This window comes from uncultured Friedmanniella sp. (assembly GCF_964244285.1).
Classification (GTDB): domain Bacteria; phylum Actinomycetota; class Actinomycetes; order Propionibacteriales; family Propionibacteriaceae; genus Microlunatus.
This window is the reverse complement of record NZ_CAXTHT010000007.1, coordinates 134868-157217: the sequence shown is the minus strand read 5'-3', so window position 1 is coordinate 157217 and position 22350 is coordinate 134868. Positions and strand designations below refer to the sequence as shown.

The 22350-nt window shown below is 73.1% G+C and carries 22 protein-coding genes; 14 read left to right on the top strand and 8 right to left on the bottom strand.

Annotated elements, in window-relative coordinates; genetic code table 11:
- Nucleotides 1–32: 32 nt before the first annotated feature.
- Genes hisC through ACFE7W_RS16585 form a run of 3 tightly spaced genes read right to left on the bottom strand, consistent with a single transcriptional unit; the run spans nucleotide 33 to nucleotide 2607 of the window.
- The gene (gene hisC, locus ACFE7W_RS16595; RefSeq protein ID WP_375425923.1) at nucleotides 33–1115 is read right to left on the bottom strand and encodes a histidinol-phosphate transaminase; all 1083 of its coding nucleotides are present in this window, start codon (nucleotides 1113–1115) and stop codon (nucleotides 33–35) included.
- A 38-nt stretch (nucleotides 1116–1153) separates the two neighbouring features.
- Complete coding sequence (locus ACFE7W_RS16590) at nucleotides 1154–1789, bottom strand: VOC family protein (protein WP_375425922.1); 636 nt, start codon at nucleotides 1787–1789, stop codon at nucleotides 1154–1156.
- A 29-nt stretch (nucleotides 1790–1818) separates the two neighbouring features.
- Entirely contained in the window at nucleotides 1819–2607 is a 789-nt protein-coding gene (locus ACFE7W_RS16585; protein ID WP_375425921.1) for a hypothetical protein, read from the bottom strand.
- Between the two features lie 172 nt (nucleotides 2608–2779).
- On the opposite strand from ACFE7W_RS16585, the gene ACFE7W_RS16580 reads away from it, so the two are divergent.
- Entirely contained in the window at nucleotides 2780–3562 is a 783-nt protein-coding gene (locus tag ACFE7W_RS16580; RefSeq protein WP_375425948.1) for a sugar phosphate isomerase/epimerase family protein, read from the top strand.
- Nucleotides 3563–3566: 4 nt separating this feature from the next.
- Here the strand turns inward: ACFE7W_RS16580 and ACFE7W_RS16575 are convergent, their stop codons facing one another.
- Nucleotides 3567–4217 (bottom strand): alpha/beta fold hydrolase, encoded by a 651-nt coding sequence (locus ACFE7W_RS16575; RefSeq protein WP_375425920.1) that lies wholly within the window; start codon nucleotides 4215–4217, stop codon nucleotides 3567–3569.
- 59 nt (nucleotides 4218–4276) lie between these two features.
- A complete protein-coding gene (locus tag ACFE7W_RS16570; protein ID WP_375425919.1) occupies nucleotides 4277–5062 on the bottom strand; it encodes a CPBP family intramembrane glutamic endopeptidase in 786 nt (261 codons plus the stop codon).
- A gap of 76 nt (nucleotides 5063–5138) precedes the next feature.
- Between ACFE7W_RS16570 and ACFE7W_RS16565 the strand changes: the two genes are divergently transcribed.
- From ACFE7W_RS16565 to ACFE7W_RS16550, 4 genes are all read left to right on the top strand, one after another.
- Entirely contained in the window at nucleotides 5139–6194 is a 1056-nt protein-coding gene (locus tag ACFE7W_RS16565) for an aspartate-semialdehyde dehydrogenase (protein WP_375425947.1), read from the top strand.
- Nucleotides 6195–6197: 3 nt separating this feature from the next.
- Entirely contained in the window at nucleotides 6198–7064 is an 867-nt protein-coding gene (gene proC, locus ACFE7W_RS16560; RefSeq protein ID WP_375425918.1) for a pyrroline-5-carboxylate reductase, read from the top strand.
- Entirely contained in the window at nucleotides 7061–8203 is a 1143-nt protein-coding gene (locus tag ACFE7W_RS16555; protein WP_375425917.1) for an acetoin utilization protein AcuC, read from the top strand. The genes proC and ACFE7W_RS16555 overlap by 4 nt, the downstream gene beginning before the upstream one ends.
- 281 nt (nucleotides 8204–8484) lie before the next feature.
- Nucleotides 8485–8667 (top strand): helix-turn-helix domain-containing protein, encoded by a 183-nt coding sequence (locus ACFE7W_RS16550; protein ID WP_375425946.1) that lies wholly within the window; start codon nucleotides 8485–8487, stop codon nucleotides 8665–8667.
- Between the two features lie 189 nt (nucleotides 8668–8856).
- On the opposite strand, the gene ACFE7W_RS16545 is transcribed toward ACFE7W_RS16550, so the two are convergent.
- Complete coding sequence (locus ACFE7W_RS16545) at nucleotides 8857–11898, bottom strand: glycoside hydrolase family 2 TIM barrel-domain containing protein (RefSeq protein ID WP_375425916.1); 3042 nt, start codon at nucleotides 11896–11898, stop codon at nucleotides 8857–8859.
- A gap of 193 nt (nucleotides 11899–12091) precedes the next feature.
- On the opposite strand from ACFE7W_RS16545, the gene ACFE7W_RS16540 reads away from it, so the two are divergent.
- The 3 genes from ACFE7W_RS16540 (at nucleotide 12092) to ACFE7W_RS16530 (ending at nucleotide 13689) form a co-directional block, all read left to right on the top strand.
- Complete coding sequence (locus tag ACFE7W_RS16540; RefSeq protein WP_042842924.1) at nucleotides 12092–12193, top strand: 30S ribosomal protein bS22; 102 nt, start codon at nucleotides 12092–12094, stop codon at nucleotides 12191–12193.
- A gap of 234 nt (nucleotides 12194–12427) precedes the next feature.
- On the top strand, nucleotides 12428–13351 hold the full coding sequence (locus ACFE7W_RS16535; protein ID WP_375425915.1) for a cutinase family protein: 924 nt from the start codon (nucleotides 12428–12430) through the stop codon (nucleotides 13349–13351).
- A gap of 32 nt (nucleotides 13352–13383) precedes the next feature.
- Nucleotides 13384–13689: a hypothetical protein gene (locus ACFE7W_RS16530; protein ID WP_375425914.1), complete on the top strand. Its 306-nt coding sequence runs from the start codon at nucleotides 13384–13386 to the stop codon at nucleotides 13687–13689.
- Here ACFE7W_RS16530 and ACFE7W_RS16525 read toward each other — a convergent pair.
- Nucleotides 13616–15112, bottom strand: a complete 1497-nt coding sequence (locus ACFE7W_RS16525) for a PLP-dependent aminotransferase family protein (RefSeq protein ID WP_375425913.1) — start codon at nucleotides 15110–15112, stop codon at nucleotides 13616–13618. The two genes, ACFE7W_RS16530 and ACFE7W_RS16525, sit on opposite strands and share 74 nt — an antisense overlap.
- Before the next feature lie 86 nt (nucleotides 15113–15198).
- Between ACFE7W_RS16525 and ACFE7W_RS16520 the strand changes: the two genes are divergently transcribed.
- Nucleotides 15199–16245, top strand: a complete 1047-nt coding sequence (locus tag ACFE7W_RS16520; RefSeq protein ID WP_375425912.1) for an aldo/keto reductase — start codon at nucleotides 15199–15201, stop codon at nucleotides 16243–16245.
- A 43-nt stretch (nucleotides 16246–16288) separates the two neighbouring features.
- On the opposite strand, the gene ACFE7W_RS16515 is transcribed toward ACFE7W_RS16520, so the two are convergent.
- Entirely contained in the window at nucleotides 16289–17167 is an 879-nt protein-coding gene (locus ACFE7W_RS16515) for an HAD family hydrolase (protein WP_375425911.1), read from the bottom strand.
- A gap of 251 nt (nucleotides 17168–17418) precedes the next feature.
- Between ACFE7W_RS16515 and ACFE7W_RS16510 the strand changes: the two genes are divergently transcribed.
- The 5 genes from ACFE7W_RS16510 (at nucleotide 17419) to ACFE7W_RS16490 (ending at nucleotide 22347) form a co-directional block, all read left to right on the top strand.
- Complete coding sequence (locus ACFE7W_RS16510) at nucleotides 17419–18924, top strand: class I adenylate-forming enzyme family protein (protein WP_375425910.1); 1506 nt, start codon at nucleotides 17419–17421, stop codon at nucleotides 18922–18924.
- Nucleotides 18921–19181, top strand: a complete 261-nt coding sequence (locus ACFE7W_RS16505; protein ID WP_375425909.1) for a glutaredoxin family protein — start codon at nucleotides 18921–18923, stop codon at nucleotides 19179–19181. The genes ACFE7W_RS16510 and ACFE7W_RS16505 overlap by 4 nt, the downstream gene beginning before the upstream one ends.
- Before the next feature lie 201 nt (nucleotides 19182–19382).
- The gene (locus tag ACFE7W_RS16500) at nucleotides 19383–20072 is read left to right on the top strand and encodes a redox-sensing transcriptional repressor Rex (RefSeq protein ID WP_375425945.1); all 690 of its coding nucleotides are present in this window, start codon (nucleotides 19383–19385) and stop codon (nucleotides 20070–20072) included.
- On the top strand, nucleotides 20069–21346 hold the full coding sequence (locus tag ACFE7W_RS16495) for a glutamyl-tRNA reductase (RefSeq protein ID WP_375425908.1): 1278 nt from the start codon (nucleotides 20069–20071) through the stop codon (nucleotides 21344–21346). The genes ACFE7W_RS16500 and ACFE7W_RS16495 overlap by 4 nt, the downstream gene beginning before the upstream one ends.
- Nucleotides 21343–22347, top strand: a complete 1005-nt coding sequence (locus ACFE7W_RS16490; RefSeq protein ID WP_375425907.1) for a hydroxymethylbilane synthase — start codon at nucleotides 21343–21345, stop codon at nucleotides 22345–22347. The genes ACFE7W_RS16495 and ACFE7W_RS16490 overlap by 4 nt, the downstream gene beginning before the upstream one ends.
- The last annotated feature ends 3 nt before the right edge of the window (nucleotides 22348–22350 follow it).

The window sequence follows — 22350 nt, the reverse complement described above, 5'->3', positions numbered from 1 at the left end:
GCGCGGCCCGGCCGTGTGGTCTGAGGCCGGTCTCAGCTCCGGCTGAGCCCCGCGGCGACCTCGAGCACGCGCGCGTTCGCGGCCGGCTCGCCGACCGTGATCCGCACCCCGTCCCCGGGCGTCCCGGCCGCGTACGGGCGGACGACCACCCCGCCCGCCTCGAACGCCGCGCCGTACTCGGCCGTGCGCGGGCCGGCCGGCAGCCAGACGAAGTTGCCCTGCGCGTCGGGCACGTCGAAGCCACGCTCGAGCAGCCCGGTACGCAGCACACGCCGCGCGTCGACCAGCTCGGCCACCCGTTCCAGCAGCGCGTCCTCGGCGTCCAGGCTGGCCACCGCCGCGGCCTGGGCGGGCACGGACAGCCCGAAGGGCAGCGAGACCGCCCGGACGGCCGCCGCCAGCGACGGCTCCGCGACGCAGTAGCCGACGCGAAAACCGGCCAGCCCGTACGCCTTCGAGAAGGTCCGCAGGACGGCGACGTTGGGTCGACCGGCCATCGCCGCCAGGCCGCGGACGGCGCCCGGGTCGGTGACGAACTCGACGTAGGCCTCGTCCACCATCACCAGCACGTCCTCGGGCACGGCGTCGAGGAAGCTGCTCAGGTCGGCGTGCGCGATGGCCGGACCGGTGGGGTTGTTGGGCGTGCACAGCATCACCACCCGGGTCGCCGGCGTGATGGCCGCCGCGATGGCGTCCAGGTCGTGCACGGCCCCGGCGCCGAGCGGCACCGGGACGGAGGTGGCTCCGGTGATCTGGACGGCGATGGGGTACGCCTCGAAGCTCCGCCACGCGTAGACCACCTCGTCGCCCGGCTCGCAGACCGCGGCCAGCAGGTGGTAGAGGACAGCCACCGACCCGGTGCCGAACGCCAGCGACTCAGCCGGCACGCCCAGCCGAGCCGCCAGCGCGGCCGCCACCTCGGTGTTGGCCAGGTCGGGGTAGCGGTTCATCCGCTCGACGGCCGCCGCGGTCGCCGCCAGCACCCCGGGCAGCGGCGGGTAGGGGTTCTCGTTGCTGGACAGCTTGTACGCCGGCGCGCCCGCCGCCGCACGTGCGGGCCGGCCGGGCTTGTACGCAGGCAGCGAGGCGACGGCGGGACGGATGCGGACGGGCATGCCGCCACTATTCCAGCCGGGTCAGACCCCGCCCGACCTCAGAGCCGGACCTCGCCGCGCGGGGTGCTGAACACGGCCGCGCTGAGGCCGGGCTGACCGTTCGGGGCGATCCAGTCGATGTCGACGTCGTGCAGGATCGTGTCGGAGCGTCCGCCCAGCCAGTCATCGACCCGCTCCCGGTCGCCGGCGATCTCGATCTTGAGCAGCTCGACCTCGTGGCCGCCGTGGGAGGGGTGGATCGAGGCGTCGCTCAGCCAGTGCACGAAGAACGGCAGTTGCGGGTCCGACTGCAGTCCCTTGACGCCCAGCTGCTGCCAGTAGAGGCGGGTGCCGTCGGGAAGGTAGCGCTGACCGTCGACGGGCGCGCGGCCGAGGCGCTCCTCCACCGGGCCGAGGTCGTCGACCGCGACCACCCAGCCGAGCCAGCCGCCGCCGTCGGCGGACCTGGCGCGGACGGCCTGACCGAACGGGGCCTTGTCGGCCGCCGGGTGGTCGAGGACCTCGACGACCTCGAGGTACTGGCCGTCGGTGAGCGGCAGAATCTTGTTCCGGGTCCCGAACCGCGGGTGGAAACCACCTTCACGGAACGCCGTCCCCAACAGCTCGCCGAGCCGCCGGGCGGTGGCGTCAAGGCCTTCCGGCCCCGCGGCGAAGGACAGGTGATCCAGATGCATACGCGCCATTGTCGCCCAGTCCGGCGCGGCTACGAACCCGGGCCCGCAGCCAGGTCCGGGTCTGCGGGGTGTCGCAGCAGCCGTCGGCCACCCGCGACGAAGTCTGCGCACAGGCTCGCCAGCACCTCGTACGCGGCCGTTCCCATCAGGGCGACCAGCTCGGCGGCGTTGGCCTGGTAGACCGGGCGCGACCCCCGGTGGGCTTCGGTGTTGGAGCTGCAGTACCAGTCCAGGTCCGCGCCACCGGGCCCCCAGCCGTCGCGCCCGTACTCCCCGATGCTCACCTCGGTCCGGGTCGTCAGGTCCGCGGCGGTGATCGTGCGGAACTGGCGGCGCAGTGGCAGCTGCCAGCAGACGTCGGGCTTGGTCTCCAGCGGTTCGCGTCCCTGCTGCAGGGCCAGCAGGTGCAGCGCACAGCCCGGGCCGGCGGCGAAGTCGGGTCGGTTGAGGAAGATGCAGGCGCCGTCGACCAGCCTGGTCTTGCGTCCGGGTTCCTCGTCCTCGGGGACCTGGTCGGGGTCCTCCTCCTCGGCCCAGCCGCGCTCGAGGCCCACCGGTCGGTGCTGCCAGGTAGCAGCGCTGAGCTGGCCCACGGCCTCAGCGACGCGGCGCTCGTCCTGGTCGTCGGAGAAGTGGGCCCCGAGCGTGCAGCACCCGTCGTCGGGCCGGTCGGCGTAGATCCCCGGGCAGCCCTGGCCGAAGACGCAGCTCCATCGCGAGGTCAGCCACGTCAGGTCGCAGCGGAACACCTGGTCGGGGTCGGCCGGGTCCTCGAACTCCGCGAAAGCGCGGGGAAAGCCGATCAGCACTTCGGGCACGGGCCGAGGATAGGGACCCGACCCACAGACCCGGCAGGCCCTCAGGGGGACGACGTCGCGGAGGACCTGGGCGTGACGCCCCGACGGCTAGGCTGGTTCGGTGCCCTCTGAGCAGACGGGAGCCGCGTCCGGTCCCGCCGAGACCGGCGGCGACCTCACCCCTGTACCGACCGTGAAGGTCGGGCTCTCGACCTCCTCGGTCTACCCCGAGTCCACCGCCAGCGGCTTCGAGCTGGCGCGGCGGCTGGACTACGACGGCGTCGAGCTGATGGTGGGCATCGACCCGGTGGCCGCCGACATCGACGCCGTCGAGAAGCTGCGCGACTACCACGGCATCCCGGTGCTCGCGATCCACGCCCCGTGCCTGCTGATCACCCAGCGCGTGTGGGGAACCGACCCCTGGGCCAAGCTCGAACGCTCCGCCGAGGCCGCCCACCGGCTCGGGGCCGACGTCGTCGTGGTGCACCCGCCGTTCCGCTGGCAGCGCGACTACGCCCGCGGCTTCGTGGCGGGCGTCCGCCGGCTCACCGAGAGCACCGGCATCCGGTTCTGCGTGGAGAACATGTACCCGTGGCGGACCCCGGCCGGCGAGCTCAAGGCCTACGTCCCCGGATGGGACCCGACCGAGCTCGACTACGCCGACCTCACCCTCGACCTCTCGCACGCCTCGACGGCGGGTCAGCAGTCGATCGACCTGGCGCGCTCGTGGGGCAGCCGGCTGCGCCACGTCCACCTCACCGACGGCAGCGGCTCCGTCAAGGACGAGCATCTGGTGCCCGGTCGCGGTGACCAGCAGGCCGCCGCCGTGCTGCACGAGCTGGTCCGGCAGGGCTACGACGGGCACGTGGTGCTGGAGATCAACTCGCGGCGCAACCCGACCCGCGCCAGCCGGGAGCAGGACCTGGCGGAGTCCCTCGCCTTCATGCGGGAGCACCTGGCCGCGCCGGTCGTCTGACGGATCACCACCCCCGCAGGCAGCGGGCGGCCGCCTCGGCGTACCGGTCCGGCTGGCTCGTCAGCCAGCCCGGTCCGCACCCGGGCACCGCGACGGCCGTGGCGTTCGGCAGGGCGTGCGCGAGCCGTCGACTGGCCCGGTCGTTCAGCCGGTCGTGCTCCCCGTACAGGACGTGGGCGGGTGGGGTGACCAGCGGGGTCAGGGGCAGGTAGTCCGGCCTCCGGACCTGATCCAGGGCTGCCACGGCCTGCGGTCGGCCGCCCGGCAACAGCTGCAGGACCCGGGCGGGAAGCACTCCGGTCATGCCCTGGTGGACCGAACGCACGGTCGCCGAAGCGGGCTGGACGGCGGTGCACAGCAGCAGTGAGCTGACCCGACGCGGGTGGGTGGCGGCCACTTGCAGCGCCACCATGGCCCCGAGGCCGATCCCGCAGAGCACGGCCCCGTCGGCGTTGGCGGCGGAGACCGCGGCCAGCACGGCCAGGGCGGGCCGGCTCAGGTCCGCCGGTCGGGCGGGGGTCAGCGGGAGCGCGGGGGTGAGCACGGACCCGAGCCTCTCGAGCGCCGTCCGCAGGGCCAGCACGCTGCCGGCGGGGGCGAGCGGGCCGGTGAGCAGGACCAGCGGCACCGCGCTGCGGTCATCCTCGACGCTCACGGGCTCAACCTAGTCGGGTCGGGCCGCGCGACCGAGGAGACGGCTCCGGGAAGCCGGGCTCAGAGCCAGCTGACGTGCGGGGCGACGAGGGCGTAGCCGACAAAGGCGACCACGTCGAGCAGGGTGTGCGTGACGACCAGTGGCCCGACCCGCTTCCAGCGCAGGTAGATCAGACCGAAGATGACGCCCATGATCAGGTTCCCGGCGAAGCCGCCGAATCCCTGGTACAGGTGGTACGAGCCACGGATCAGCGCGCTGACGCCGATGATCATCCAGGGTGCCCAGCCCAGCTGGCGGAAGCGGGTGAAGAGGAAGCCGATCATGATCACCTCTTCCAGCACAGCGTTCTCACCCGCGGAGATGATCAACACCGGGATCGTCCACCAGACGTCGGTCAGCCCGGAGGCCTGGACCTGGGTGTTGAGACCGAGCGCGCGGGCGCCGAGGTAGAGGCCGAGCCCCGGGACGCCGATCCCGGCCGCGAGCACCAGCCCGGCCATGGCGTCGAAGCCGGGCCGGCGTAGGTCGAAGCCGATCCGCTGGGCCGCGGGTCGGTCGGACAGGCTCAGCAGGTAGAGGGCCAGCAGCACCGGCACCAGGGCGAACGCGATGTCGCTCAGCTGGTAGGCGAGGTCCAGCCAGGGCCGGTCGGGCGTGGCCGAGGCGTTCAGGGTCGACGTCTGGGCCGAGAGCGGCACGTTCCGGGTCAGACGCTCGACGATCTGCAGCACCGAGTAGACCGCGGAGCGACCCAGCGAGAGCGCGAGCACCAGGACCACCTCGAGACCGATCCGGGGACGGTCGAGCAGCACGTCGGGCGCTGACGCCGCCGGATCCGCAGTCACGTGCCCATCCTGCCTGGAGCTCGCAACGTCGAGGGGACGTTCCACGAAGGGCAGGGCCCTCTCATCAGGCCTTAGGCTGGGCGGCATGCGTGTAGGGATCTTCGGGGCCACCGGCCAGGTCGGCGGCGTGATGCGGACGCTGCTGGCCGAGCGGAACTTCCCGGTCACCGAGCTGCGGTTCTTCGCCTCGGCCCGGTCGGCTGGTCGACGGCTGCCCTGGGGGGACGGCGAGATCGAGGTGGAGGACACCGAGCTCGCGAACTTCTCCGGCCTCGACCTGGCGCTGTTCTCCAACGGCAAGTCGGCCTCCAAGGTCACCGCCCCGCGGGTCGCGGCGGCCGGGGCCGTGGTGATCGACAACTCCTCGGCCTGGCGGATGGATCCCGAGGTGCCGCTGGTGGTGGCCGAGGTGAACGGGGAGGACGCGCTGCACCCGCCGAAGGGCATCATCGCCAACCCGAACTGCACCACCATGGCGGCCATGCCGGTGCTGGCGCCACTGCACCGCGAGGCCGGGCTGGTCCGGCTCCAGGTGGCTACCTACCAGGCCGTCTCGGGCTCCGGTGGCGTCGGCGTCGACGAGCTGGACGGTCAGGTCCGGGCCGTCGCCGACCGAGCGTCCGGGCTTGCCTTCGACGGCCGGGCGGTCGAGCTGCCGACCCCGAACCTCTACGTCAAGCCGATCGCCTACAACGTGCTGCCGCTGGCCGGCTCGATCGTGGACGACGGCTCGGCCGAGACCGACGAGGAGCAGAAGCTCCGCAACGAGTCGCGCAAGATCCTGCACCTGCCGGACCTGCTGGTGGCCGGCACCTGCGTCCGCGTCCCGGTCTTCACCGGGCACTCGCTGGCGGTGCACGCCGAGTTCGCGTCCGACCTGAGCCCGGAGCGGGCGACCGAGCTGCTCGCCGCGGCCCCGGGAGTGGAGCTGATGGCGGTCCCGACCCCGTTGGACGCCGCGGGTCGTGACCCGAGCTACGTCGGCCGGATCCGTGCGGACCAGTCCGCGCCCACGGGGAAGGGGCTCGTGCTCTTCATCTCCAACGACAACCTCCGCAAGGGTGCGGCGCTGAACGCGGTGCAGATCGCCGAGCTGCTGGGTAGCCGCCTCGTCGCGGGTCGACAGGGCTAGGCCGTGGTCGCCGTCCCCTCCCTCGGTCCGGATCGCCCGACCCTGGCGGTCCTGGGTGCGGGGGTGATGGGCGAGACGGTCCTGTCGGGCCTGCTGCGGGCCGGATGGTCCTCAGACCAGATCGTGGCGACGGACCGGCGGGAGGAGCGGCAACGCGAGCTGACCGACCGCTACGGCATCGTCATGCTCGACAACCTCGCCGCCGCGGCCTGGGCCGACACGGTCGTGCTGGTGGTCAAGCCGCAGGACATGACCGAGCTGCTGGCCGAGATCTCCGCCGCGTTGACCCCGACCTCGCTGGTGGTCTCGCTGGCCGCCGGGGTCGACCTCGCCACGATCGAGGGGGGTCTGCCCCAGGGGACCGCCGTCGTCCGGGTGATGGCGAACACGCCGGCCCAGGTCGACGAGGGGATGGCCGCGATCTCGGGCGGCGCGCACGCCAGCGACGCGCACCTGGAGCGCGTGACCGAGATCCTCATCGCCACCGGTCGGGTGGTCACTGTGCCCGAGCGCTATCTGGACGCCGTCACCGCACTGTCGGGGTCAGGGCCTGCCTACCTGTTCTTCGTGGTCGAGGCGATGATCGAGGCCGGCGTCCACCTCGGGCTGCCCCGCGACACGGCCACCGAGCTCGTCGTGCAGACCATGCTCGGCTCGGCGAAGCTGCTCCGCGAGACTGGTGAGCACCCGACCGTGCTGCGTGAGCGGGTGACCAGCCCCGGCGGCACGACGGCCGCCGCGGTCCGGCAGCTCGAGGACCACGCGGTCCGCTCGGCGTTCCTGGGGGCGATAGAGGCGGCGCGGGACCGCAGCCGCGACCTCGCCGCGGCCTCCCGCCCTTCAGCCACCCCGGCCGGCTCCGCCTCGTGAAGGGTCGGCTGGTCTACTCCGAGGAGCTGAGCCGGTACGACTTCGGCAGCGACCACCCGATGGCGCCCGGCCGGGTCAAGAACACCATGTCGCTGGCCCGCCAGCTCGGGGTGCTCGACCGGCTGAGCATCGTGCCGCCGGCCGAGGTGGACCTGGACCTGATCCGCCGGGTGCACGGCGATGACTACATCGAGGCCGTCCAGCGTGGCGAGCCGAACGCCGAGTTCGGGCTCGGCACCTCCGACAACCCGGTGTTCGCGGGCATGCACGACATCTCGGCGCAGGTGGCGATGGCCACGGTCGAGGCGGCGCGTAGCGTCTGGGCGGGGGAGGCGCGGCGGGCCAGCAACATCAGCGGGGGCCTGCACCACGCGATGCCCCGCGCCACCAGTGGCTTCTGCATCTACAACGACCTCGCCGTGGCGATCCGTTGGCTGCTGGACGCGGGCGTCCCGCGGGTGGCCTACGTCGACGTCGACGTCCACCACGGCGACGGGGTGCAGGCGATCTTCTACGACGAACCGCGGGTGATGACGGTCAGCCTGCACGAGACGCCGGCGTGTCTCTTTCCGGGGACGGGCTTCCCCGAGGAGACCGGAGGTCCGGGTGCGGAGGGGACGGCGGTCAATGTCGCCCTGCCGCCCGGGACCGATGACGCGGGCTGGTTGCGCGCGTTCGACGCGGTGGTGCCCGACGTGCTGCGCGCGTTCGCGCCGACGGTGCTGGTCACCCAGCACGGCTGCGACTCCCACGAGCACGACCCGCTGGCCGATCTCGATCTCTCCCTCGACGGGCAGCGTGCGTCGTACCTGGCGCTGGCGGCGCTGGCCGACGAGATCTGCGAGGGACGCTGGGTCTCGACCGGCGGTGGGGGCTACGCGCTGCTGCAGGTGGTGCCGCGCGCCTGGACCCACCTGCTCGGCATCGTCAGCGGCGAGCCCGTCCCGCCGCAGACCCCGACGCCGCAGGCCTGGCGCGACGAGATCGGTGAATGGGCGCCCACCTCGATGAGCGACCACGCCGACATCTCGTTCGCCCGCTTCTCCGACGGCATCTCGCCCGAGAGCCGGGTGGACCAGGCCATCCTGGCCACCCGCCGCGCCGTCTATCCCGAGCTCGGCCTCGACCCAGGCTTCTGAGCCGAGATCTCAGCGCGGCGGCGTAGTGTCCGTCTCGGCGGAGGGCGCGTCAACCATCGACGCGGCGTGTCGTGCTGTGAGACCAAACTGGTCCTATCGCAAACGCCTCTGCTACCACTACTCTCACTGCAGTACCTGGCCCAGCAGCGGGGGGCTGTCGACGAGATGGGGTTCGCATGACCGAGAAGTTCACGCCCGAGGGCGTCACCCCGATCGGCGACCCTTCGACCGGCTCAGGGCTCGGTGCGACACGCGCAGGGCGCCGCCCCGCCGGCCCCGGGCTGGCGGGCGTCACGTTCCTCACCGTGGCCGAGGTGGCGGCGCTGATGCGCGTCTCCAAGATGAGCGTCTACCGGCTGATCCACGCCGGTGAGCTCGAGGCCGTCCGCTTCGGCCGCAGCTTCCGCGTCCCCGAGGCCGCCGTCAACGCCTACCTCCGCGACGCCTTCTACGAGACCGGCTAGACCCGCTCCCCGGGACTGCCGATCGGCCCCGAGCCCGCGTCCGCCACCTCTGTCCTGGGCAGACCCAGGACGGTCACTTCACACCCCTAAGGGCGGCCGCACACCCTCTGGCGCAGGGTAAAAGTGGGCGTAGGGCTGTGAAGTGACCGTCAGAACCCACCCACGGCAGACGGCAGGCGGCGCCGGGGGTCAGGCTTGCGGGGGCTCGAGGACGAAGGCGAACTGGTGGGCGCCGGGGGCGAGGGCGTACTGGGGCAGGACGTCGATGCCGCAGGCTCGGGAGCCCACCCCGTGCACGGCGGCGTCGAGGAACAGGTACGTGTGCGTGGGCTGCGGGAGCTCGTACGGGTGAGGGGCGGCGGCGACCTGCTGCGGCGTGTGCCGGGACAGGGTGAAGCCGGGCCGGTGGCCGTCGACCGTGGGCAGGGTGCGGAGCCGGAGCCGTTCGGTGCCGTCCTCGGACACCGACAGCGAGCGGAGCCCGGGCCGATGACCGGTCTCCTGGGGCCGCGAATAGATCACGTTCAGCTGGTCCACCTCGGCCGAGAACGAGCCGACGCGGGATGCGCCGGACGTGTCGGGGTACGCCTCGTCCGGCCCTGTCCCGAACCAGGACGCACGGTCGAGACCGGCGGGCAGGTCCAGCCGGATACCGGCGCGCGGCCAGGTGCCGTCCCAGCCGACCGTCGGCACCAGGTCGACGAAGCAGGCCAGCGCCTCTCCGAGCAGCTGCCAGCGGTAGGTGACGTCGACGAACAGGCCGCTGTTGGCCGCACTGACCCGCACGATGCTGACCAGCTCGTCTGGTCCTGACCGCAGCTCGACCTGACGGTGCACCAGCCGGTCGAGGCCGCGCTCGCGCCACCGGTCCGCGGAGGAGGGGCCTGGCGCGCCCAGCCCGAACGGGCTGGCCTCAGGGGCGACCTCCTCGTACGAGCCGAAACTGGCACCGCGGTCGTTGTCGGTGGGCGCCCGCCACAGCTCCAGCCGGGGACCGTCGACGGCGGTCCCGTACAGGGACTGCAGCCGCCCGCTGCCGGCGTCGAAGGTGGCCGGGCCGAGCTCGAGCACGGCCCCGGACAGGGCCTGCACGAGCTCGAGCCGTCCCGGTCGGGGCAGAGTGAGCTCGGGCGAACCCGCCGTCAGCGGCCACTGCCGCCGGGCCACCACGTAGCCGGCCGGCGCCCAGGGCTGCTCCGAAGCCAGCTCGGCCCGGACCTCCAGCCACGCCTCGGTGCCCGCCGGCGCGGACCCGAGCTCGTCGGGCAGCGACACGGAGGCGGACGCACCGGGAGCCAGGTCGGGCACGGTCAGCTCCTGCTCCGACGACTCGCCGTCCGATTCGAGCCGGGAGGCCACGAAGCGCAGGTGGCCGGTGCCCACGGTGTGCGCGTGGTTGCGCACCGACAGCTCGCCGTCGACCAGCGCGAACCGCACGGGCGCGTGCACTGCGGCGAAGTCTGCGACCGCCGGCGTGGGGGTGTCGTCGGGCAGCAGCATGCCGTCCATGACGAAGTTGCCGTCGTGCACGACCTCGTCGAAGTCACCGCCGTAGCCGTAGTACGGGCTGCCGTCCGGCGCGTGGGTGAGCAGGCCGTGGTCGCGCCACTCCCAGACGAAGCCGCCGTGCAGCCGCGGGTACCGCTCGGCCAGCTCCTCGTACTCCGCGATCGCGCCCGGACCGTTGCCCATGGCGTGCACGTACTCGCACATCAGGAACGGCTTGCTCCGCACCCGCTGTGCCTCACCCGGTGAGCCGGTGTAGCGGATGCCGCCGGTCTGGCGCCCGACCGCCTCGACCTCGACCAGGCTCGGGTACATCCGGGAGTAGATGTCGGTGTAGGCGCACGTGTAGTCGCCTTCGTAGTGCACCGGCCGGCCCGGGTCACGCCGCCGCACCCACTGCGCGTTGGCCGCCAGGTTGCGTCCGGTCCCGGCCTCGTTGCCGAGGGACCAGATGACGACGCACGCGTGGTTCTTGTCGCGCTCGACCGTCCGCTCGATTCGGTCGGCGTAGACCGCGGCCCAGCGGGGGTCGTCGCTGGGGTTGTCGACCCAGCCGAGGTGCTCGAAGCCATGGGTCTCGATGTCGCACTCGTCGATCACCCAGAAGCCGAGCTCGTCGGCCAGGTCGAGGACGCGCGGGTGCGGCGGGTAGTGGCTGGTGCGGATGGCGTTGACGTTCGCGCGCTTCATCGTGACCATGTCGGCTCGGGCGTGAGCCTCGTCGAACACCCGGCCGCGGACGGGGTGTGTCTCGTGCCGGTTGACGCCGCGGAAGCGCACCGCGGCGCCGTTCACGAGGAAGCGGTCACCCTCGATCCGCACCCGGCGGAACCCGAGCCGGACGCTGACGGCCTCCCCGCTGCTCGCCACCTCCGCGGCGTAGAGCCGCGGGGTCTCCGCGCTCCAGGGCTCGACCGGTCCGAGGTCCTCGGCGCCGGCACCCGCCAGCGCGTCGGCGTCGGCGTAGGTCTGCTCGAAGCCGAGCTCGGGCACCCGGACGGTCACCGGGTAGGCCGCCACCTCCGCCCGGAGCAGCGTCCGCAGCGTGCCGTGGCCGTTCGGCTCCAGGTCGGTCTGCAGCCAGACGTCGTCCAGCGCGCCGGCGGGACGGCCGAGCAGCGTGACGTCGCGGAAGATGCCAGGCAGCCACCACTGGTCCTGGTCCTCGACGTAGCTCATCGACGACCACTGGTGCACCCGGACGACCAGCTCGTTCTCACCGGGCCGCAGGGCCTGGGTGACGTCGAACTCGGCCACCAGCCGGCTGCCCTTGCCGACGCCGACCTCGGTGCCGTTCAGCCAGACCCGGTAGACCGACTCGACGCCGTCGAAGCGCAGCAGCACCCGCTCGACCTCCCAGCCCGGGTGGTCGAAGGTGCGTCGGTGGTCGGCGGTCGGGTTCTCCTGGGGCACCCACGGCGGGTCGACCGGGAACGGGAACTGCACGTTGGTGTAGATCGGCCGCCCGCGGCCGGCCTCGGCGGACAGGGCGCCGTCGGGACCCAGCACCCAGTGCGAGGGGACCGTGATCGTCTCCCAGCCCTCGTCGTCGCCGGCCGCAGGGTCGCCCAACCCGTGGTGCGAGGCGTGCAGCCGGAACTGCCACTCACCGTTGAGGCTCAGCTCGGGGGCGTCGCTGGGCAGCCAGGCTCGCACCGCCGACCGCGAGCCGGCGCCCGAGCTGTAGTCCTCGACGTAGGCGTGGTCATCGACATTGCTGGTCACAGGGACTGACGTTAGTGCCCGCCACCGACGGTGCGCGGCGTGGGCGGGTGTCCGCCGTGAGTTCGCGCGGGCCACCCCGCGCCGGGTAGCATGCCGTAGTTGTCTGGCCTGGGAGCCGGGAGTCCGAGAAGCAGTCTGTGTCCGCCGTGCCGAGCTCGATCCGGCGGTGACAGGCATCGAGAGGTTGTACATCGTGGGTTCGGTCATCAAGAAGCGCCGCAAGCGGATGGCGAAGAAGAAGCACCGCAAGCTGCTCAAGCGCACCCGCATCCAGCGTCGCCGCGCCGGCAAGTAGCTTTCCGCGCGAAGCCCCGGTGACCAGGTCACCGGGGCTTCCGCCACGCCAGGCCCGGCCGACGTCGCGGCGCCCGGCCGCGAAGCCCCAGCCCGCGACCCCGAACGTTCACGTTCATCGATGCAGATGCCGCCTCCGAAACCCTTGACGGCAGGTCGACCGGTCGCGCACGATGCTTCCGCCGACTCGGGGGGTCCGATCGGTTCTCGCCGCACCGACCGATCGGAAACCTTCATGCCCTTGCCTGCCCTATCCCGTCCTGCCCTGTCCCGTCCCGCGCGTCTGGCGGCCGGCCTCGTCCTCATCGCCAGCTCGGCGCTCGTCGGACTGGCCGTCACCAGCACCAGTGCCTCGGCCGCCACCTGCAGCGACGTGGACATCTCGTTCGCCCGCGGCACCGGTGAGTCGGCCGGTCTCGGGACGGTCGGTCGGCCCTTCGTGACCTCGCTCACCTCCGACCTGTCGGGCCGCACCGTGAGCTCCTACGCCGTGGACTATGCGGCCAACAGCTCCCAGTCCAGCGCCGGGCCGGGCGCGACCGACCTCACCAACCACGTCACGAGCCTGGCCGCCAGCTGCCCGAACACCCAGTTCGTCCTCGGGGGCTACTCCCAGGGTGCGACCGTCGTCGACATCGCCCTGGGCATCCGGACCGGAACCAGCACGGGCACCGCGATCCCCACCAGCCTGGCGCCGCGGGTCAAGGCCGTCGTGGTGTTCGGCAACCCGCTGGGCCTGCAGCGCCAGACCATCGCCACCGCGAGCACCCTGTACGGGCCGAAGTCGCGTGACTACTGCAACACCGGCGACCCGGTCTGCGGCAACGGATCGAACGTCGCGGCCCATCTGCAGTACGCCAGCAACGGCAGCACGACCGCCGGTGCCCAGTTCGCGGCCGGCCTGATCACCGCCGGCCCGACCACCCCGCCGACCACGACGCCCCCCACCACGACGCCTCCCACCCCGACGCCCACGCCCAGCGCGACCTGCGTCCGGGCCAGTAACGCCGACCACGTCGCGGCCGGACGGGCCACCGATCTGTTCAACCGGGCCTACGCCACGGGCAGTCGGGACTACCTGGGCCTTGACAGCCGCTACGTGACCACCTCGCTGACGTCCACCGGCAACGGCTCGTGGTCGCGGGTCAGCAGCTGCTGACCCAGGCGACGCCCCGGCCGTAGCCTGTGCGGATGTTCGGGTCCGAGGTGCTGCTCGTGCTGGCGCTCGCGGTGTTCACCGCGGCGCTGGTGCGGGCGAGACCGGCCGGACGCCGTGAGCCCTCGTCGCCCTCGTCCGGCCTGGTCGACGCCGAGACGGTGCGCGGGTTCGCGCTGATCGGCGCGGCCGCCCTCGCCCTGCTGGCGGTCGTGGCGGCCGCGGTGGGCGTCCTCGCCCGTCACGATCAGGCCGAGGGCCTCGCCGTCATCGGGCTGTTCGGCTACGTGGCTTACCTGGCGCTGATGGTGCCGCTCTCCGGCTGGCTGTCCCGCCGCTGACGGGCTCCCGACGGCTGGACTCCGCGAGCGCCTGGGCCAGCAGGGCGACGGCCTCGTCCTCCCGGCCGCTGCGCAGGTTCCCGAAGCCCAGAACCAGGCCAGGTCCGTCCTCGCTCCCGCGCGGGCGCAGCCGGTAGTCGTCCAGGCTGGCCAGCGGCAGCTCCAGGGCGGTCGCCGCCCGCACGACCTGCTCGACGTCGGTACCGGGCGGCAGCGTCAACGGCAGGTGGAGGCCGGCGGCGGCACCACCGATCGCACATCCCGGCAGCCGGTGCGCGACGGCGGCCACCAGCGCCGCTCGCCGTCGACGGTAGGTCAGTCCGACGGCACGCAGGTGCCGCTCGTACCACCCCTCAGCGACCATCGTCGCGAAGGCCGCGACCGTCAGGGCCGAGGGTCCGACGCCGCGGTCGAGGTCGTCGGAGACGAGCCGCAGGATGAGCCACTGCGGCAGGATCACCCAACCCAGCTGCACCGCCGGGCTGAGCGACTTCGACACCGAGCCCATCAGCACCACCCGGTCCGGGGCCATCCCCTGCAGGCTCGTCACCGGGCGGCGGTCGTAGCGGAACTCGGCGTCGTAGTCGTCCTCCAGCACCGTCCCGTCCGTCTGCTCAGCCCACTCGATCAACGCGAGCCGCCGCTCGGCCGACATCGCCACCCCGGTCGGGAACTGGTGGGCCGGGGTGACGATGACCAGCCGGGCGTCGGTCCGGGCCAGCAGGTCGACGCGGAGGCCCTGGTCGTCGACCGGCACGCCGACGACCTCGAGCCCGGCCCGACGCGCGGCGTCCCGTAGCCCCGGCCAGGAAGGGTCCTCGACGGCGATCCGGTGGTGGCCCAGGCCGCCGAACACGCGGGCCAGCCAGCCCACGGCGGCGGTCGAGCTGGTGCTCAGGCTGAGCTGGGTCGGGTCCTCCTGCACCTGGCGAGTCCGGCGCAGGTAGGCGGTCAGCGTGTGGCGGGCCGGACCCGTCGCCAGCAGTGACCGACCGGCCAGCAGGTCGGTCGGCAGCTCGCGCACCGCCCGTCGGTACGCCTCCGCCCAGCGGACGCGTGGGAACGCCGCCAGGTCCGGCAGGCCGGGCAGCAGGTCCAGCCGGGGCCGGGGGACCGGTGCCGCCGTCGCCCCCGTCGCCGTCGCCGCAGGCCCCAGCTCGCGGACGCGGGTCGCCGAGCCTGTGACGGCGAGGAGGTAGCCCTCGCTCACCAGCTGGGCGTACGCCTCGGTCACCACCCATCGCGAGCAGCCCAGCCCGGCGGCCAGGGCGCGGCTGGGCGGCAGCGCGAGCCCGGGCGGCAGCCGGCCCTGCTGCACGCCGGTGCGCAGTCCGGCCATCAGCCGCTGGGTCAGCGACCCGATCGAGGGATCGAGCTCGAGGGTGAGCCCGGCCGCGACCACGGGTACCCGGTCGACGTCCATCCGGTCGAACCTCCTCGTATTGGCCTGGTCAGGCTAGCCCCCGTTGGCCCGGGTGAGCAGACCGATCTACCCCTAGCGTGGACGACATGAGAACCCGTCAGCTGCGCAGCCAGCACCAGGCCGTCCCCGTCAGCGCCCTCTGCCTGGGGGTGATGGCCCTGGGCGTCCACCAGGGAGAGGATTCCTCCTACGCCGTCCTGGACCGCTACTTCGAGGCCGGCGGCCGTTTCCTGGACACCGCCAACAACTACGGCGCCTGGACCGAGGAGAGCCTCGGGACCCAGGCCGGGGACAGCGAGCGGCTGCTCGGGCGGTGGATCGCCAGCCGCGGGGTGGCCGAGGAGGTGGTGGTGGCCACCAAGTGCGGAGCCGGCAAGGCCGATCCACGGCGGCCGCTGTCGGGCCAGGCCCCGACCAACTACGAGGGGCTGGCGCCCGAGGTGGTCCGGCGCGAGCTGACGGCCAGTCTCGAGCGGCTCGGCCTCCCTCGCGTCGGCGTCTACTACGGCCACGTCGACGACCGGACGCGGCAGGCGGCCGAGATCGCGGACACGTTCGCGGACCTGGTCGAGGAGGGTCTGGTCCAGGTGCCCGGCCTGTCCAACACCACCACCTGGCGGCTCGCGGAGGCCCGGGCCCACAGCCGGTCGGCCTCGCGACCCGCGTTCGGCGCGTGGCAGCAGGAACACTCGCTCTACTGGCCGGCTCCCGGGGGAGCCGAGGACACCCTGGTCACCCGTGAGGGGCTCGACTACGCCGCCGAGCACCCGGACCTGACGATCCTGTCCTACTCACCGCTGCAGAAGGGCCAGCTGGCGCGACCGTGGCTACCGCTGCCCGACCGCTACGCCCACCCGGGCAGCGGACGACGGCTGCTCACCGCACACCAGATCGCGCACGCCCACGGCTCGACCGTCAACCAGGTCGTGCTGGCCTGGCACCTGGCGGGACCCGCGAGCTCGGTGCGCTACGCCGCCGGCAGCGCCACCCTGACCACCGACGCCCTGCCCCTCCGACGCGCGGCCATGATCCCGGTGATCGGTGCCCGGACCGTCGAGCAGCTGGACGAGGCGTTGGGGGCGCTGGATGTCCAGCTGGACGCGGAGGACCTGGCCGCCCTGGACGGCTGCTGACGTCAGGCCCGGTGACCGGAGCCTGATCGAGCAGGCTGGAGGCTCAGCGGCGCAGCAGCCGGCGGATCGCCACGCCGACGGCCCAGACCCCACCGGCGCTGCCGGCGGCGCCGGCACCCAGCAGTCCCGCACGCCGGCCCCGGCGGTAGTCACGGACCTGCCAACCGCGCTCGCCGGCCAGTCGCTTGAGCCGGCGGTCCGGGTTGATCACCGAGGGGTGGCCCACCACCGACAGCATCGGCAGGTCGTTGTAGGAGTCGGAGTAGGCGAAGCAGCGGGCCAGGTCGAGGTCCTCGCGCTCGACCAGCTCGCGAATGGCCTCTGCCTTGGCTTCACCGTGCAGCAGCTCGCCCCGCAGTCGGCCGGTGTAGACGCCGTCGACGTGCTCGGCGGTGGTGGCCAGGGCGCCGTTCATCCCGAGGCGGGCGGCGATGATGCCGGCCACCTCCACCGGGGCGGCGGTCACCAGCCAGGCCTGCTGGCCGACGTCGAGGTGGGACTGCGCGATCGCCCGGGTGCCGGGCCAGATCCGACGCGAGATGGTCGTGTGCCAGACCTCGGCGCCGATCTCCTCGAGCTCGTGGACCGTGTGGCCCTCGATGAACGAGAGGGTGGAGCGGCGCGCGTCCTCGATGTGTCCCGGGTTCTCCCGGCCCGCGACGCGGAAGTAGGCCTGCAGCCAGAGCGCCTTGATGATCACCCGGACCGGGAAGAAGCCACGCCGGTACAGGCCCTTGGCCAGGTGGAACAGCGAGGCGCCCTTGATCATGGTGTTGTCGAGGTCGAAGAAGGCCGCCGCCCGGGCGTCCGGTTCCACCAGGGGTGGCCGGGTCCCGCGCCGTCCTCGCCCGGGGCGCTTGACCTCCACGACCGAGGCGCCCACGCGGCCCAGCGGGCGCGCCTCCTCCAGCGGATCGGTCACCGCGCCAGACTAGTGGTCATTGTGGAAGTTCGTCGGGGTCTGCCCCGCCCAGGCACTCGCCTCGCGGCGTTCTCCTCGATCGAGATACTCCCGGTATCCCTTTCTCGTCGGCCTGGCGATGCACGCACCTGGACGACGCACACCCTCGACGAACTTCCACCATGACCACTAGTCCTGCGACCAGGGCGGACGGTGCCCGCAGCCGAATCGTGACCCGTCGCCACCACCGGGCGCTGTGCCAGAATCGGCTCGTGCGCAACGACGGCCCGACGCCGGTGAACCTGGCCGATCTCCTCGCCGTTGCCGCTGGTCGGTATCCGGCGGAGGTCGCGCTGGTGACGCCGGGGGCGTCCCGGTCCGAGCTCACCTGGGCCGAGCTCGACGCTGCCGTCGGCGCGCTCGCCGCCGGTCTGGGCGCGACCGGCCTGATCGCCGGGGCCCGGCTGGGTCTGCTGGGACCGAACTCGACGGCCTTCGTGGTCGCCTACCTGGCTGCGCTCCGGGGCGGCGTCGTCGTGGTGCCGCTCAACCCGCAGTCCACCCCGTCCGAGCTCGAGGTGCTGCTCACCGACAGCGGGGCACGGGTGCTGATGGCCGCTCCGGACCTGACCCCGGTAGGGCTGCCCGGCGTCCGCACGCTGCCGCTGACCGACGCCGGGCTCGCCGCGCTCGGCGTGGCCGACGCTCCCGTGAGCTCGCCGCGTGACGCCGAGAGCCTGGCCGTCCTGCTCTACACCGCCGGCACCTCCGGTCGGCCGAAGGCGGCCATGCTCAGCCACCGCGCGCTGCTGGCCCACGTCGAGCACCTGCACGCGCTCGGGCTGCTCGGTCCTGAGTCCACGGTGCTGGCGAACCTGCCCCTCTTCCACGTCTTCGGTCTGAACGCGGTGCTGGGGAGCTGGCTGCGCTCCGGCGGCCGGCTGGTCGTGGTCGACGGTTCCGGCCCGGCGGGCGGCGATCTCTCACCGCTGCTGCGCGAGGAGCGGGTCACCAACCTGCCGCTCGCCCCGCCGACCCTGCACCGGCTGCTGGGCGAGGACGGCCTCGAGGAGGCCGTGGCCACCGTCCAGACCGTCGTCTCGGGCGCGGCGCCACTGCCGGAGGACCTGGCGGCGGAGTTCACGGCCCGGACCGGGATCGAGGTCGCCCAGGGCTACGGGCTGACCGAGGCCGCTCCGGGCGTCACCGCCACCCTGGGCGGCGTCCGCCGGGGCCACGGGCACGTCGGACGCGCGCTTCCCGGCGTGGAGATCCGGATCGGTGACGGCAGTGACGCCTCCGAGCCTGCCGAGGTCTCGATCCGCGGCGACAACCTGTTCTCCGGCTACTGGCCGGACGGCGCCGGCGGCCCGGACGCCGAGGGCTGGTTCCCGACCGGCGACATCGGTTACCTCGACGACGGCGAGCTGTTCCTGGTCGACCGGGCCCGGGAGCTGGTCATCGTCAACGGCTTCAACGTCTATCCCGCGGAGGTCGAACAGGTGATCGGTGAGCTGCCCGAGATCGCCTCCGTGGCGGTGGTGGGCCGGCCCGACCGGCGTACGGGGGAGCAGGTGGTGGCCTTCGTCGTCGCGGAGGAGCCGACGCCGGCCGCGACCCTGGCCGAGCTGGTCAGCCTGCACTGCGAACAGCGGCTGGCCCGCTTCAAGCGGCCGACGGCCCTCGAGGTCGTCCCCGAGCTGCCGCGCGGCGCCACCGGCAAGGTCCGCAAGGGACTGCTGCGGGAACGAGCCGGCCTCGTGGCGGGCCTGCGTTGAGGCCGGCGGCGCGGGGAGCCGAACGGGTCCTCGTCCTGACCCGGCCCGGCTGCCACCTCTGCGAACAGGCGGTCGCGATCGTCGCGCAGGTCTGCACCGAGACCGGCACCGGCTACGCCACCCGGGACATCACCGGCGACGCCGACCTGCTGCGCCGCTACACCGACGAGGTGCCGGTGACCTTCGTCGACGGGGTGCAGCACGACTTCTGGCGGGTCGACCCGGCGCGCCTGCGTGCGGCTCTCACCCGACGCTGACGTGGGCCCGAGGTATTTGGAAGCCCTTCACCCGGCTCTGTAATGTTGGCTCGTTCGACGCCCGACCGAGTGCCGAAGCTGTCCACCAGATCCAGGAGTCGTGTGTCCGCCGAGACGCTGGGCCAGGTGCACCAGGGGGCGCTCGACGCTCTCGCACCCACCCCGTCGCCGACGGCGGCCGGACCCGCGACGGCCACGGCGATGGCCACCAAGGGGATTCCCGAGGCCACCATCGCCCGGCTGCCGGTCTACCTGCGGGTGCTGAACACCCTGGACGGGCTGGATACCATCAGCAGTGGCGCCCTGGCCGAGGCCGCCGGCGTCAGCCCGGCCCAGCTGCGCAAGGACCTCTCGGCGCTCGGTTCCTACGGCACCCGGGGCGTCGGCTACGAGGTGGCCTACCTGCGCTTCCAGATCGGCCGGGTCGTCGGCTCCACCCACGAGTGGCCCGTGGTCCTGGTCGGGATCGGCAACCTGGGCACGGCACTGGCCAACTACTCCGGCTTCTACTCCCGCGGCTTCCGGGTGGTCGGTCTGGTCGACCCCTCGGCGGCCCTGGTAGGGCTGCGGATCCACGGCCTGGCCATCACCGACCTGGCCGACCTCGAGCAGGTCGTGGCCGACACCGGCGCCGTGATCGGCGTCATCGCCACCCCCGCGGAAGCGGCCCAGAGCGTGGCCGACCGGCTGGTGGCGGCCGGGATCACGAGCATCCTCAACTTCGCCGCGAGCGTGCTCGCGGTGCCCGAGGGCGTCCAGGTGCGCAAGGTGGATCTCGGCCAGGAGCTGCAGATCCTCGCCTACCACGAGCACCGGCGCGCCGCGGGGCAGACCATCGACCAGGCACGCGTCCTCGTCGCTCCTGAGAGCAAGGAACAAGGACCCAGATGAGCATCCTGGTGGTGAGCGTGTCGCACCGCTCGACGAGCGTCGCCATGTTGTCGCGGCTGGCGATGGACGCGGCGACCGCCGGCAAGCTGGCCGGGCAGCTGGTGACGTCGGAGCACATCGACGAGGCGGTCGTCCTCTCCACCTGCAACCGGACCGAGCTGTACGCCTCGGTGTCCCGCTTCCACGGCGGCCTGGACGACGCGGTGCTGGCCCTGGCCGAGCTCGCCGGGCTGAGCGTCGAGGAGCTCCGCACGCTCTGCGCCGTCTACTTCGACGAGGGCGCCGTCGCCCACACCTTCGCCGTGGCCTCCGGCCTGGACTCGGTGGTGGTCGGTGAGAGCCAGATCCTGGGCCAGGTCCGCGCCGCACTGGCCCTCAGCCAGGGCCAGGGCACCGTCGGCACCGTGCTCAACTCGCTGTTCCAGCAGGCACTCCGGGTGGCCAAGCGGGTGCAGACCGAGACCGAGATCGGCTCGGCCGGCCGGTCGCTGGTCAGCGCCGCGTACGCGCTGCTGGGTGCCGAGCGCGGCGAGCTGGCCGGACGGCGGGTGCTGGTGGTCGGTGCGGGCGCGATGGCCGGGCTGGCGGCGCGGACGGCCGCCGCGGCCGGGGCGTCGGTGACCTGCGCCAACCGGACCCTCGAGCGGGCGGCCCGGCTGGCGGCAGCCGTCGGCGGCCGGGCGATCGGCCTGGACGCCCTCGACGACGAGCTGGCGGCCACCGACGTGCTGGTCACCTGCACGGGTGCCCGCTCGATGACCATCGGGGCCGACCAGCTCGCCGGCACGCCGGTCACCGGGGTGGTCGACCTCGCCCTGCCGCCGGACGTCTCCGAGGACGTCCACACCCTGGGCATCAGCCTGGTCAACCTCGACCGGCTGGCCGCCGGTTTCGAGGACGGCTACGACTCCGACGCCGTCGCGGAGGCCCGGGCGCTGGTGCGCGGCGAGGTCGGTGACTTCGTCGGTTTGCGCCGGGCCGCCCAGGTGGCCCCCACCGTGGTCGCCCTCCGGTCGATGGCCTCCGAGGTCGTGTCCGCCGAGATGAGTCGGTTGATGGGCCGGCTGCCGTCCCTGGACACCCACGAGCGGGACGAGGTCCAGCGGACCGTCCGCCGCGTCGTGGACAAGCTGCTGCACTCGCCCACGGTGCGGGTCCAGGAGCTCTCGGCGGACCCGGACGCGGTCGACTACGCCGCCGCCCTGCGCGAGCTGTTCGCCCTCGACCCGCAGAGCGTGGCCGCGGTGATGTCCGCGGAGGTCCCCACCTCGTGAGCCCTGCGGCCCCCGTGCTGAGGCTGGGCGCGCGCACCTCCCCGCTCGCCCGCGCCCAGGTCGACGCGGTCGCGGCCATGCTGGCGGCCCGTGGGATCGCCACCCGCTTCGTGGGCGTGACGACCCGCGGCGACGTCGACCAGCGGCTGCTGACCGAGATCGGTGGCACCGGGATCTTCGCCGGGGCCGTCCGGGAGGCCCTGCGTCGCGGGGAGATCGACGTGGCCGTGCACTCGCTGAAGGACCTGCCGACCGCCCCGGACGACGACCTCGAGGTGGTGGCGGTACCCGTCCGCGAGGACACCCGCGACGTGCTCGTCGGTCGGCACCTGGACGACCTCGGGGACGGCGACAGCATCGGCACCGGAGCTCCCCGACGAGCCCTGCAGCTGGGGGAGTGGGCGGCCACGCGGGAGCGGCACGTGCAGCTGGTGCCGGTCCGCGGCAACGTCGGCACCCGGCTGGACCTGGTCCGGCGCGGGGCGCTGCACGCCGTGGTCCTCGCCGCGGCTGGGCTGCGGCGGCTGGGTCACCTCACCGGCGGTGACGAGGACGCCGAGGGCCCGGCGTCGCCCGTCGAGGTGCTCGGTCTGCCCGCCGACTTCCTCGGCCTCGACGTGATGCTGCCGGCGCCGGGGCAGGGTGCGCTGGCGCTGGAGATCTCCCGCGGGCTCGACCCGGCCCTGCGTGCGGAGGTGCTCGCGCTCGACCACCCGACGAGCCACGCCGAGGTCCGGGTGGAGCGGGGCTTCCTGGCCCGGCTGGAGGCCGGGTGCACGGCTCCGGTGGGTGCGCGCGCCGTTGTCAAGTCGGTCCGTGGTACAAGTCTCGATTTGACTCTGACCGCCGTAATTGGGAGAACACTAGTGAGCAACCTGTCGGAGCCCACTGCAGCTGGTCCCGCCTTCCGGCTCGACGTCCAGGGTTTTTCGGCTGATCCTCACGACTTCGGGTCAAGGCACGCCGCGGGGGTACTGGCCAGGTTGCAGTCCCTCGAGTGATCC